Consider the following 12,163-nt stretch of genomic DNA (forward strand, 5'->3'; position numbering starts at 1 on the left):
AGAAACCTTACTCTCTTGGCCTGTGTGTCATCTTCCTTGTCACGTAACCTGCTACACGGTTTCTGATGACCTTACTCTCGATGGTTGTGTACTTTGTTACAAGGTGCTTGTTTGTGTCAAAATCTGTTGTAAATACGTTTCCGTGGTTTTCGGCTAAGCGAAGTGCAATTCTCTTGATGTTGGTTTGTCTAATATTTCCCATGATAATTCTCCATTATTATGAATCAATTATTTGATGAAACTTTATAGTAGTAACTTGTATCGGGGTTATAATAAATACCCTTACATTTATACCTTTTGGATTACTGGAACTGCACCTGAATACTTGATTATATATCAGTCTTTCCCAGAAAACGATCCTTTCCATCAGCATTGATGAAAACGCGTTCTCTAACACCTTTTTTGTTGAAGTACAAACCAACAAAAACAATCAAAAGTCCCAGCTCAGGATTAAAAGTGGTGAACAGAATCCCCAGTAGTACAATTGAGGAAGCAAGAATACCTTTCATTGCTCCCTTACGATACGAATCAATTTTGGTCCTTTTATAGATCCGGATATCTCTCAATGTTAGATAAAGAACAGCTACGTAAGCAAAAATTGCAAGATAGATATAATACATGATTTACAGGACCATTGATTTATTACATTTATATGTTGCCATGGTTCGTGATATTATATCAGAGTTCCGTTTACTATTAGCAAAACAAACAGCAAAACAAACGATATATCCAATTGAATCTATAAATGTCACTGCATTTGAATAAAAATATCAATGGAGATTCAATGGAAAACTCTCGAAAAGAAAGGATAACACTGCACATCGATATGGACAGTTTTTACTCCTCGGTGGAAGTAAGGGATAGACCGGAACTTAAAGGACTGCCCGTTGTTGTGGGTTCTGACCCGAAAGCTGGCAGTGGCAGAGGAGTTGCCAGCACCTGTTCTTATGAAGCAAGAGCATATGGCATACATTCCGGCATGGCAATCTCAAAAGCTTACAAACTGTGCCCTGATGCAGTATATCTTCGAGTCAACATGAAGCTTTACAAGGAAGTATCAGCAGAGATAATGCAGACACTCCGTATTTTTGCTGACAGGTTCCAGCAGGTAAGTGTTGACGAAGCATACCTTGACATTGGAGAATCAATATCGGATTATGCATCAGCAACCCTGCTTGCAAAGAAAATCAAAAGTGAGGTTCAAAGACTTCATGGGCTTACATGCTCCATAGGTGTGGCTCCGAACAAGGTGATTGCAAAGATCGCATCCGATTTTAACAAGCCTGATGGACTGACTATTGTAAGACCTGAGGACATACAGGATTTTCTGTTCCCCATGCATGTGTCAAAGATACCTGGAATCGGTAAGAAAACACAGCCAATTCTGGAAGAGATGGGAATTGAAACTGTGGGACAGCTTGCAACCTGCGATGTGCAGTTACTTATAGCACGTTTTGGAAAATTCGGTGTTGTTATGCACCAGCTTGCAAATGGTATTGATACAAGAGAAGTAAAGGAAAGAGAAGAAGTCAAATCCGTGAGCACTGAAGATACTTTCGATGAGGATATCTCCGACCCCGGTAAAATAGAACAGGTTTTCACAGAACTGACCGAAAAAGTCCACACGTCAATGATGAAAAAACGATTCCGCTACAGAACTGTAACAATCAAGGTTCGTTTTGAGGATTTTAGGACATACACCCGGGCAAGAACCCTGAATGCTGCAACCACAGATAAAGAAGTCATCACAAAGAATGCCCTAATACTCATGGAAGAATTCATGGGAAAAGGCAGATTCAGGTTACTTGGTGTAGGGGTCACAAAACTTGAAAAGATAGATGAAAGACAGACTTTTTTGAGTGATTTTTACTAGGAACCTTTACACCCTAAAACACATTATTGTAGCGCGCTACAAGGAAGTAAATCAAGTATTAATAGATATTAAGGATAAAATTAGCTTTTTTACAGAAAAAAAGCATATAAATTGTGTATTCTATTTTTTAAAAACTAATATACCATTTAAAACAAAATAGAACAAATATTATCAGATTATATCTAAAATAAATGATTTATCGTAGATTATTTATCCTTAAACCCTAGTATAGCCTTTGAATACACTGTGATGTGTGTTCCGAAAATTAGAGGGTTATACCTGATGAAAGAAAGACCTAAAGAATACCAGAACAAAGAAAAACAAAAATCAAGGACATTGGGACCTGTCCCACACCTGGAAGAGCATGTGAACCCCGACTGGTGGAAGAAAATATTCAATTCACTCTACCTGAAGACCGATGCGGACATCGTTGAGGATGCAAATATCACCAGACAGGAAATAGACACCTTTTCTTCAATACTTGGCCTGACACCTGAAAGCCACGTACTTGACCTGTGCTGTGGACAGGGAAGACATACACTTGAACTTGCAAGAAGAGGTTTGAAGAACCTTGAAGGCTTAGACCGGTCACACTACCTTATCCAGAGGGCAAAGGGCACTGCTAAAAAGGAAAGTCTTGGTATCAAATTCAAGGAAGGGGACGCAAGGAAAACACCATACACGACTGACACTTTCGATGTTGTGATGCTCCTTGGCAATAGTTTTGGTTATTTTGAAACGTCTGACGAAGACCTGAGGGTCTTAAAAGAGGTAAAAAGGATACTAAAACCCTGGGGAAAGGTGCTGCTTGATGTAGCTGATGGCTCTTACCTCAAGGAAAAATACCAGCCACGCTCATGGGAATGGATCGACAAGCACAACTTTGTGTGCAGGGAGAGGTCCATATCTACCGATGGGCAGAAGCTCATATCCAGAGAAGTAATCGTCAACGACACATCAGGAGTTATAGCAGACCAATTCTATGCGGAACGCCTCTACACCACGGAAGCACTGAAAGAACTGCTAAAAAAAGCAGATTTCACGGATATCGAGATAGTTGATTCCATCAATTCACAGACACTGAGAAACCAGGATCTTGGAATGATGGAGAGACGCATTATTGTGACTGCAACGGTCAGGAAAGAATGGACACCTAATAAGAAGAAGGCAAAGGAAGCAAAGAGGAATGTAGTTGTTGTCTTCGGAGACCCGAGGAAGAATGATTCACTAAAGCCATGTGGTGTCTTTGACGATGATGACATGTACACCATAGACCAGCTCAAAGGCGGACTTCATGAACTTGAAAACTATTCTTTCAAATACCTGGATAACCACGATACACTTGTCACTGACCTTGCAAAGATAAGATCTAAAACAGATTTCATTTTCAACCTCTGTGATGAGGGCTATGATAACGACCCTAAAAAAGAGCTGCATGTGCCTGCAATACTTGAGATGTTCGACATCCCTTACACAGGTTCGGGACCGCAGTGTCTTGCATTCTGTTATGATAAGGCACTTGTGAGAGGTATTGCAAAGGACCTTGGAGTTCCGGTTCCTGAAGGTATCGTTGTTAAAGGAGAGGACACTCTATTCGAGCTGCCCATGGATTTCCCGGTTATCGTGAAACCTAACTTTGGAGATTCCAGTTTCGGACTGAACCAGCACAGCGTTTGTAACAGTCGTGATGAAGTTGTCAGGGCAATCTATGACATAAGGGAAGGACTTGGTTATGATAAACCAATACTTGTGGAAGAATTCCTAACCGGAAAAGACCTCAGCATAGGGATCATAGGCAACCCGCCGGAGAACTATACCGTACTGCCGCTTACACAGGAAGATTACTCTGACCTGCCTGAAGACCTTCCAAAACTCTGCGGATACGAGGCAAAGTGGATACCTGACTCACCTTACTGGAAGATCAAGTCCGCACCTGCAAACCTTCCAAAAGAGACAGAGGAACTCATTATTGAGTGCAGCCTGAAACTCATAAACAGGCTTGAGTGCAGGGACTACACCCGCCTTGACTGGAGACTTGATGAAAAAGGCAATCCAAAGCTCCTCGAAGTCAACCCTAATCCCGGCTGGTGCTGGGACGGACACCTTGCAAAGATGGCTAAAATCGCTGATATCTCGTACAGCGATATGATATCCATGATTCTCAAGAGTGCGGATGAGAGGATATCGGGGCAGAGATAAAAAGATTTAACATAATTCGAAGCCAATTTTCCATAGGGATTAGTATGGGAAACATCAGAAAGATACGCAAGATACTGAAGAGTATGCCCACTATTGAAGGGGCAGGTGTACATTTAAAGAGAGCATTTGGATTCAATCATGTGCCGGAGCTTGATCCATTCCTTTTGTTGGATGATTTTCATTCGAACAACCCGGAGAACTACATAATGGGTTTCCCCTGGCATCCCCACAGAGGAATGGAAACTATAACATACGTACTCCAGGGAAATGTGGAACACGGCGACAGCATGGGGAATAAAGGAGCCACTGGCCCCGGAGATGTGCAATGGATGACCGCAGGTAGCGGCATTATCCATCAGGAGATGCCAAAGGGAGATGACAACAACAATCTCTGGGGATTCCAGTTATGGGCAAACCTGCCCGCATCCCACAAGATGATGGACCCTCGCTATCAGGAAGTGAAGGGCAGTCAGATCCCCGAGATCACCAGAGACAACGGCACACGTATCAAGATCATCTGCGGCAATATGGACGGAGTTCAGGGACCTGTCAGGGACATAGTCACAGACCCGGAATACTTTGACATAACAATACCTGCAAATACTATTTTTGAGTACGCCACAAAATCCGGTTACACAGTACTGGCCTACGTGATAGAAGGAGAGGGATGCTTCGACCCAGAGAACGACCAGTATTCATACGAGGTGGACGGAGCAAAGTACTTCGACCTTCAAAGCGGTGCATCCACCGGAAAGGAGAATCTTGTCATGTTCGACGATGGCGACAGCATAGTTGCTAGAGCCGGCAAAGATGGTGTCCGTTTCCTGCTCATGACAGGAAAGCCGATCGGTGAGCCAGTTGCATGGTACGGACCCATTGTCATGAACACGCAGGAAGAGTTACAGAAGGCTTTTGATGATTACAGGAACGGGACTTTTGTGAAATGAAAGAAGGGAGATATAATCTCTCTTTCTTATCCTGCCCTATTCAAACATTCCAGCTACCTTCTCAGGCAAACCAGCCGCAAGAATTACAAACAGATAACATGGGAGTGGATACAGGCTATTGTCATTGACCCCGCTCAGACTATTACGTCTTCTATTTTGTCCAGGAAGATTATCTCTGGTTTGCTGATCACGCCTACTTCTTCCATTTTCTGCTTTAACTCTGCGGATTCAGTGAACTTGCGTGCATTCTCAATAGTATCCCACTCAAACAGAATCGCCAGAGAATTAGGATCATCTGAAGTGCGGAAAAGCATTCCACCTTTGGAACCACTCTTCTTTCGTGTGGAACCGTGCTCGTCAAATCCTGGTTTCCATTTAGAAAAATCTTCGACTACATGTCTGATAAGTACATATACCATAGTTTAAACCCCAATAACCATCTGTTTTACATGTATATAGTGTTTTACAGTCAAAATAGATCATTCCTAAACAGAACTCTTTGTTAGAACCAATTGGCTTTGAGCCCGACCATAGAATTCTCAAAACATTGATGGCCTGTACAGACACAGAATACGGTCATTCAGATCGAAATAAACAAAAACAAAATCCCCACAATCACCGGCTGATGCACCAGGTAAATCAGCAGTGACTTTTTCCCCAGATATTCGAGCAATTTCACAGCAGCATTCCCTTCACAGTCACACATATAGAAGTTCCTCCGGTAATCAGGATACAGGCTGTTCCCTGTAAAAATACCCAGAAGAACAACACCAAACCAGGGAATCAGGGGGACGTAATCAAGAGAGTAAAAACCATAGGGTTTGACGCCAAGAAATAGCAACCAAGGGTAATTTGCATAGGCCCCCTTCATGATAACGCCTGCAAACAGGAATGAAAGACCCAAATGGAGATTCTTATTTCTGTATTTCAATAATGGATAAGAAAGAATTATAGAAACACCGATCAAATGCAGTATTCCAAAATAAATAGTACCGTGTTCAAGGAGTGTAGCTGTAACAACTGTAATTACCATGCCCCAGCCAAAGATACCAGCACCTCTTTTGAGATAATGAGTGAATTGACCTTGTGTGCCATCTGATGAGATCTTTGCTCTTGAATAGCTCAACGTAAGGGAAACACCAACAAGAAATAGAAAAAGGATTGCAGCACTTCTGCCGATTACCAGAAGAATACCGGAATGCATATCAAATTCATGAATACCAAAGTAATCAATAGTAAAAATGAAATGAAATATAACCATCATTATGATGGCAATGCCGCGCAGGGCATCAACTTCAAAGAAACGTTGTTTTCGAATTTGATCCATAGTCAGCTTTCTGAAAGAAAATAATCACTTTTTCTTCTTTTTCTTATCTTTGTTTTCCTTGAAAACAGAACCAAGATGCAAGGCGTATGCACCATCTTCCTTGAAAGCCATCACTATCTCTTTACGGTCAAGCAGGGAATCAAGGTTCAGTTCATAAGAACCGGGACCAAGGATACGCACGGATTCAACCCTTTCACCATCCTCTTCAGTAACACTGGATTCCTTCTTTTCAATACCCAGGATGTCATCAATTTCCCGTATAATTTCGCCAGAGGGTTGTTCATCTGTAGTTTCAGATGAGGTCTCATCAATGACATGTTCCTCTCCGGCTTCAATTGTCTCAGACTCTTCAGGAGATTTACTCTCAAGCTCTTCATCCTTGACATAAAGGAACTTATTCCAGCCACAATTAGGGCATCCGCTAAGTATTACTGAAGCACCGTCTACAAAGATTGATTCACATCTTGTACACTTATGAGGCATGGTCCACCGAATTAAATAAGCATCATGATATATTAAAACACTTGCGATAAGCCACTTACAGATAGTTCAGACTCACCCATTCAGATATTTCCCGATAAGAGGAGCGAGTCTTCTCTTTGTTTCATGAGGGATCATGGACGGAACTGTTGTTATCGCACCCATGAGAGCATCCTTACACATACAGTGCTGCTCGACACTCAGTTGATCCAGAGTTGATACAATGATATCCTTTACAGCCGCTTCGTTCTTCATCGCATTCTCAATGATGGCCTCAATAGTGACATCTTCCTCATGCCACACATCGTAATCGGTCACAGTAGCGATCATGGAGTAGCATATTTCAGCTTCACGGGCAAGTTTTGCCTCCGGGATAGCAGTCATGCCGATGATATCAAAACCAAGTGCCTGATAAACCCTGGACTCCGCACGGGTTGAGAACTGCGGACCTTCCATACAAACGTAGGTTCCACCTTCCTTGACACTGTAACCCTTTGAATTGGCAACATCGACTATGGTTTTTGAAGTCTCTGGACAGAATGGGTCTGCAAATCCCATGTGAACCACAATACCATCCTCAAAGAAAGTTGAGGGTCTGGATTTTGTACGGTCATATATCTGGTTTGGAATGACAATATCCAGTGGCTTGAACTCCTCTTTCAGACTGCCAACAGCAGATGCAGCGATTATACGCTTCACACCAAGCTTCTTGAGAGCGAAGATATTAGCTCTTGAGTTCAGTTCAGATGGAGATATCCTGTGGCCAACGCCATGCCTTGGAAGGAAACAGACACTCAGATTACCATGGTCACCAATTGTTATTGAATCTGAAGGTTTTCCAAAAGGAGTGTCAATATCAACATCCCGTACATTGTCAAGCAGATTGGCATCATAAATGCCGCTTCCGCCTATAATTGCGATATCAGCTTTGGTTTTTTCCTGCATTTTATCACTCGTTTTATTCAGGCAAGTTTCCAGTACTGTTTTCCATCCTCATTCACAGAGCATACGACACCTCTGCGGTGCATCTCTTCCATAACCTCAGGAAGCCTGCCGGGCTGGGCAATTTCAAATGCGAAAGAGTCAAGTGAGTGATACATGTAGAGACCATGTCTTATAGAAGCAACATCCCAGAGTTCTTTGTCCTCTTTTGTCATGAGGGTTGAAATGAGATCGATCATATCCTCTATGAAGTTCCATGGGAAAACGACCCATGCCCATTCTTCAAGGCGTTCTCCTACAAAATCAGGATTATATTCAGAGGAATCCAGATATTGGAGAGCTGCAGTTCTGACTTCCTTTGGGTCCTGCTCATTCACATATTCAAGAGAATGCATCAGGCTTTTGCCTGTGTCTGCAATATCATCAACAATAAGGATCTTCTTTCCTGCAACTGCATTGTCGGCAAGAGGATACTTTATCTGCGGCTCATCACCTGCAAGTGCAGTTCCAAGGTAGTGCTCTATCTTAAGACTTGTAAGGTCATCAAGACCAAGGAAATCACATAACACACGACCTGCAAACCATCCTCCCCTTGCAAGGGCAACTATCATGTCAGGTTCATACCCTGAAGCTTTCACTTCGTTTGCAACTTCTCTGCAAAGGTCATAAATGTAATCCCAGTTTGTAACAACACATTTGAATTTGTCAGGTAAGGCCATTAAATCTCTCCAATTAATACAACTAAATATGAATCTCTATATTTAGACAGATAAGAGATATAATTTACCTATTTATGTATCAGGCATTATATTGTGAAAACCCGGTCATACGCAAACTATATCAACAATGAAATAGTTGAAGAGGGAGTACCCTTCCAGAACAAACATCAATCTCCGAAGCGGGGTGGGGTAGCCAGGAGATCCCGACGGGCTCATAACCCGTAGACCGATAGTTCGAATCTATCCCCCGCTACTTTTCTAACACATTTTCAATTTAACCATCAATTAGTGTATTAGTGTGTTAGAGACGTTTTCTGGAAATATACATATATAGTATGCAGACATAGAAGGATTTGCTTTACAAATAAAACTTCAATCCCCGAAGCGGGGTGGGGTAGCCAGGAGATCCCGACGGGCTCATAACCCGTAGACCGATAGTTCGAATCTATCCCCCGCTACTAATTCTCTTTTCTAAATATCATTTTATCATTTTCGGAAACTGAGTTGTAACTCTTTTATATCATTTACTCATTCCAGTAAGTTCAGGATATTAAAAATGGAACTATCTATTGCTATTTTCGGACTTGTGGCTGCTTTGTGTTGGGGAGCCGGAGACTTCAGCGGCGGAGTTGCAACCAAACGCAACGGAGTAATGATTGTTGCAATCATTTCCCAGGCAATAGGATTGATAATCCTTACGGTATCTGCGATCATTTTTAAAGAGAATATACCTCCTAACACTGACTTGCTGTTGGGTGCTGTTGCAGGACTTTGCGGAGGTGCAGGCCTTCTGGCACTCTACCATGCACTTTCTGTAGAAAAAATGGGAATCGTAGCACCAGTTACGGCTGTATGGAGTGCAGCGATACCAATGGTTTTTGGAATGATTACAGAAGGAATGCCAACCATGAGTCAGCTTATCGGATTTGCTTTTGCTTTTGCAGGAGTATGGCTTATCTCCAGGGATGAGACCAGCCAGAGACTAGAACTGGAAAAGATAAAACTACCACTTCTTGCAGGTACAGGCTTTGGGCTTTTTATGATACTCATTGATCAGGTGCAGAGTTCCGGAATATTCTGGCCGCTAGTGGGAACAAAAATGGCAACAATCCCTGCATTTATTATAGTGGCATATTACGGCAAAAAACTGACTATACCAGGAATAAAATACCTTCCGCTTATTGTGCTTGCAGGTATTCTGGATATTGGAGGGAATGTATTCTATGTACTTGCAGCAAAAACCGGAAGACTTGATATTGCAGCTATTCTCGCTTCACTTTACCCGGCTGTGACAGTACTTCTTGCATGGGTACTTCTGAAAGAGAGACTCAAGAACAGGCAATGGATTGGAGTGTTTGCAGTGCTAGTCGCAGTAATGTTGATCACATAATTGAGAGGAATTTGAAAGCACAAATCAACTCAACGTAGGTATGATTTTCACAACAGAATTAAATATGAACTCCCCATTTATTAGAACAAAAAGAGAGAACTGAACAGGAAGATCCTTAAATGGTAATGGATAAACTCGGAAATTCCCTGCAGGATGCCCTGAAGAAACTGGTTAAATCAGGGCGTATTGACGAACGTACAGTAAACGAGGTCGTCAAGGATATCCAGAGGGCTTTGCTCCAATCAGATGTCAATGTCAAACTTGTCATGCAGATGTCACAGCACATCAAAGAGCGTGCATTGAAAGAAGAAGTACCCTCCGGAATGAACCCCAGGGAACATGTAATCAGAATAGTTTACCAGGAACTCATCAGTATCATTGGTAAAAGTACCGATATCCCACTCAAACCACAGACCATAATGATGATTGGTCTGCAGGGAAGCGGTAAAACAACCACCACATCAAAACTTGCACGTTACTTCCAGAGGAAAGGACTGAAGCCGGGCGTAGTCTGCGCTGATACATTCAGACCTGGCGCATACCAGCAGCTAAAGACCCTCTGTACCAAACTTAATGTTGCATTCTACGGAGAAGAAGGCAACCCTGATGCAGTAGGCATTGTAGAGAGAGGTCTCAAGGAACTACATAAGAACGATGTTCTTATTGTGGACACCGCCGGTCGTCACTCACTTGAAAGCGACCTCATTACTGAGATGGAACAGATTCATGCCATGGCTAAACCTGACTACAAGCTGCTTGTGCTTGACGGTGCAATCGGTCAGCAGGCAAGCGAGCAGGCACGTGCATTCAATGATTCTATCGGAATCTCCGGTGTTGTGATCTCAAAACTCGACGGTACCGCAAAAGGTGGTGGAGCACTCTCTGCCGTTTCAGAAACAAATTCATCTATCGCATTCATTGGTGTTGGTGAGACACCGGATGACCTTGAAAGATTCGAGCCTGACAGGTTCATCTCCAGACTTCTTGGAATGGGTGACATCAAGAGTCTTATCGAAAAGGCGGAGGAAGCGCTTGGAGAAGAAGATTTCGACATGGAATCGATGCTCCGCGGTAGGTTCACTCTAAAAGACATGTACAAACAGCTTGAAAGCCTTAACAAGATGGGACCAATGAAGCAGATCATGCAGATGCTTCCACTAGGAGGAATGGGAGCAAAGATTCCCGAAGATGCATACCAGGTTACCGGAGACAAGCTGGGCCGTTACAGAGTCCTTATGGACTCAATGACAGAAGAGGAGATGCTTAATCCAAGAATTATTGGCAGTGCCCGTATCAAAAGAATTGCCAGAGGATCAGGATGCAATCCTGAAGATGTCAGAGAACTCTTAAAGTATCATAAAATGATGCAGACCGCCATGAAAGGATTCCGCGGCGGAAAATTCAATATGCAAAAAATGATGAAGAAAATGGGAATGTGAGAGCAATAGTTCTCACATCAAAAATGTTAGATTAAATAATTCTCACATAGACAAATGCGAGACTTAGTAAGTCTCACATATCTCAAAGAAATTCGTCAACAACTTTTCTCCTTTTTCGGTATGAGCCACTTCGGGATGCCACTGTACTCCGAATATTGGTCTTTCTTCATGCCTCATAGCCTCACATTCACAAATGTTAGACCTTGCAAGCCGAATGAACTGCTCCGGCATTCTGACAACCTCATCTGCATGTGAAGCCCAAACGGATGTTTTTGGGCCAATTCCCTTCAGCAGATCATCTTCGTCAACTATCTCAACTTCTATATCTGCATAACCGCCGGAGCTGCCCTGACCTACTTCACCGCCAAAAGTCTTAGCGATAATCTGATGTCCAAGACAGATTCCCAGAATTGGGAGGTCAATGCTTTCCACATACTCTGAACAGATTCCTGCACGTTCCATTGTCGGACCGCCACTGAGGATCAGGCCATCAGGCTCCTCATCGAGAATCTCCTCGACCGGAGTGGTATTGGCAACTATCTTTGTATCCATGTCCAGATCCCTTACTGAACGGTGGATAAGATGGCAGAACTGCCCATAATTGTTGATTACAAGGATTTTTAACTCTCTCATATTAGTTCCCTGATTGGTTTGTGTTAAATTATAAGTATGGAGAATATCTCCAAATATGATCAGCATAGAATTACAATTAATGCCAGTATTATATTGGCGTTATAGTAATTAACCATATAAGAGGGTTTCATAACACAAATATGATCAATCTAATGGAAAGTCATTCAAGCAGATTTGAACTTTAGTTGTTTATAATATATAAAATCACGAATAA

At 42.5% G+C, this 12,163-nt stretch carries 13 protein-coding genes and 2 tRNA genes; 7 read left to right on the forward strand and 8 right to left on the reverse strand.

Features of this window, described 5'->3' with window-relative positions; all coding sequences use genetic code 11:
• Positions 1 to 7: 7 nt before the first annotated feature.
• On the reverse strand, positions 8 to 202 hold the full coding sequence (locus RE474_RS05090; RefSeq protein ID WP_154809648.1) for a 30S ribosomal protein S17e: 195 nt from the start codon (positions 200 to 202) through the stop codon (positions 8 to 10).
• Positions 203 to 329: 127 nt separating this feature from the next.
• A complete protein-coding gene (locus RE474_RS05095) occupies positions 330 to 620 on the reverse strand; it encodes a hypothetical protein (protein WP_309311897.1) in 291 nt (96 codons plus the stop codon).
• A gap of 164 nt (positions 621 to 784) precedes the next feature.
• On the opposite strand from RE474_RS05095, the gene dinB reads away from it, so the two are divergent.
• From dinB to RE474_RS05110, 3 genes are all read left to right on the forward strand, one after another.
• Entirely contained in the window at positions 785 to 1,873 is a 1,089-nt protein-coding gene (gene dinB, locus RE474_RS05100; RefSeq protein ID WP_309311898.1) for a DNA polymerase IV, read from the forward strand.
• Positions 1,874 to 2,155: 282 nt separating this feature from the next.
• Positions 2,156 to 4,072: a methyltransferase domain-containing protein gene (locus RE474_RS05105; RefSeq protein WP_309311899.1), complete on the forward strand. Its 1,917-nt coding sequence runs from the start codon at positions 2,156 to 2,158 to the stop codon at positions 4,070 to 4,072.
• 44 nt (positions 4,073 to 4,116) lie between these two features.
• Positions 4,117 to 5,019 carry a pirin family protein gene (locus RE474_RS05110; protein WP_309311900.1) on the forward strand — a complete coding sequence of 301 codons (903 nt, stop codon included), beginning with the start codon at positions 4,117 to 4,119 and terminating at the stop codon, positions 5,017 to 5,019.
• Positions 5,020 to 5,153: 134 nt separating this feature from the next.
• Here the strand turns inward: RE474_RS05110 and RE474_RS05115 are convergent, their stop codons facing one another.
• From RE474_RS05115 to RE474_RS05135, 5 genes are all read right to left on the reverse strand, one after another.
• The gene (locus tag RE474_RS05115) at positions 5,154 to 5,438 is read right to left on the reverse strand and encodes a hypothetical protein (RefSeq protein WP_309311901.1); all 285 of its coding nucleotides are present in this window, start codon (positions 5,436 to 5,438) and stop codon (positions 5,154 to 5,156) included.
• A 161-nt stretch (positions 5,439 to 5,599) separates the two neighbouring features.
• Positions 5,600 to 6,346 (reverse strand): heparan-alpha-glucosaminide N-acetyltransferase, encoded by a 747-nt coding sequence (locus tag RE474_RS05120; protein ID WP_309311902.1) that lies wholly within the window; start codon positions 6,344 to 6,346, stop codon positions 5,600 to 5,602.
• 24 nt (positions 6,347 to 6,370) lie between these two features.
• Positions 6,371 to 6,829 carry a Zn-ribbon domain-containing protein gene (locus RE474_RS05125; protein WP_309311903.1) on the reverse strand — a complete coding sequence of 153 codons (459 nt, stop codon included), beginning with the start codon at positions 6,827 to 6,829 and terminating at the stop codon, positions 6,371 to 6,373.
• A gap of 72 nt (positions 6,830 to 6,901) precedes the next feature.
• Positions 6,902 to 7,771, reverse strand: a complete 870-nt coding sequence (gene mtnP / locus RE474_RS05130) for an S-methyl-5'-thioadenosine phosphorylase (protein WP_309311904.1) — start codon at positions 7,769 to 7,771, stop codon at positions 6,902 to 6,904.
• Between the two features lie 17 nt (positions 7,772 to 7,788).
• Positions 7,789 to 8,487 (reverse strand): phosphoribosyltransferase, encoded by a 699-nt coding sequence (locus RE474_RS05135; protein ID WP_309311905.1) that lies wholly within the window; start codon positions 8,485 to 8,487, stop codon positions 7,789 to 7,791.
• Positions 8,488 to 8,665: 178 nt separating this feature from the next.
• Here RE474_RS05135 and RE474_RS05140 point away from each other — a divergent pair.
• From RE474_RS05140 to RE474_RS05155, 4 genes are all read left to right on the forward strand, one after another.
• Positions 8,666 to 8,740: transfer RNA gene (locus tag RE474_RS05140), tRNA-Met, on the forward strand.
• Positions 8,741 to 8,870: 130 nt separating this feature from the next.
• Positions 8,871 to 8,945 (forward strand) — tRNA-Met (locus RE474_RS05145).
• 98 nt (positions 8,946 to 9,043) lie between these two features.
• Positions 9,044 to 9,877, forward strand: a complete 834-nt coding sequence (locus RE474_RS05150) for an EamA family transporter (protein ID WP_309311906.1) — start codon at positions 9,044 to 9,046, stop codon at positions 9,875 to 9,877.
• 119 nt (positions 9,878 to 9,996) lie between these two features.
• Entirely contained in the window at positions 9,997 to 11,316 is a 1,320-nt protein-coding gene (locus RE474_RS05155; protein ID WP_309311907.1) for a signal recognition particle protein Srp54, read from the forward strand.
• Positions 11,317 to 11,379: 63 nt separating this feature from the next.
• Here RE474_RS05155 and RE474_RS05160 read toward each other — a convergent pair whose 3' ends face one another.
• Positions 11,380 to 11,949: a GMP synthase subunit A gene (locus RE474_RS05160; protein WP_309311908.1), complete on the reverse strand. Its 570-nt coding sequence runs from the start codon at positions 11,947 to 11,949 to the stop codon at positions 11,380 to 11,382.
• Positions 11,950 to 12,163 lie beyond the last annotated feature (214 nt).

This window comes from Methanolobus sediminis (assembly GCF_031312595.1).
In the GTDB taxonomy this organism is placed as follows: Archaea; Halobacteriota; Methanosarcinia; order Methanosarcinales; family Methanosarcinaceae; genus Methanolobus; species Methanolobus sediminis.

Coding starts and splice junctions, on each gene's coding strand:
- RE474_RS05090 (WP_154809648.1), bottom strand. CDS start 202: ATGGGAAATATTAGACAAACCAACATCAAGAGAATTGCACTTCGCTTA.
- RE474_RS05095 (WP_309311897.1), bottom strand. CDS start 620: ATGTATTATATCTATCTTGCAATTTTTGCTTACGTAGCTGTTCTTTAT.
- dinB (WP_309311898.1), top strand. CDS start 785: ATGGAAAACTCTCGAAAAGAAAGGATAACACTGCACATCGATATGGAC.
- RE474_RS05105 (WP_309311899.1), top strand. CDS start 2,156: ATGAAAGAAAGACCTAAAGAATACCAGAACAAAGAAAAACAAAAATCA.
- RE474_RS05110 (WP_309311900.1), top strand. CDS start 4,117: ATGGGAAACATCAGAAAGATACGCAAGATACTGAAGAGTATGCCCACT.
- RE474_RS05115 (WP_309311901.1), bottom strand. CDS start 5,438: ATGGTATATGTACTTATCAGACATGTAGTCGAAGATTTTTCTAAATGG.
- RE474_RS05120 (WP_309311902.1), bottom strand. CDS start 6,346: ATGGATCAAATTCGAAAACAACGTTTCTTTGAAGTTGATGCCCTGCGC.
- RE474_RS05125 (WP_309311903.1), bottom strand. CDS start 6,829: ATGCCTCATAAGTGTACAAGATGTGAATCAATCTTTGTAGACGGTGCT.
- mtnP (WP_309311904.1), bottom strand. CDS start 7,771: ATGCAGGAAAAAACCAAAGCTGATATCGCAATTATAGGCGGAAGCGGC.
- RE474_RS05135 (WP_309311905.1), bottom strand. CDS start 8,487: ATGGCCTTACCTGACAAATTCAAATGTGTTGTTACAAACTGGGATTAC.
- RE474_RS05150 (WP_309311906.1), top strand. CDS start 9,044: ATGGAACTATCTATTGCTATTTTCGGACTTGTGGCTGCTTTGTGTTGG.
- RE474_RS05155 (WP_309311907.1), top strand. CDS start 9,997: ATGGTAATGGATAAACTCGGAAATTCCCTGCAGGATGCCCTGAAGAAA.
- RE474_RS05160 (WP_309311908.1), bottom strand. CDS start 11,949: ATGAGAGAGTTAAAAATCCTTGTAATCAACAATTATGGGCAGTTCTGC.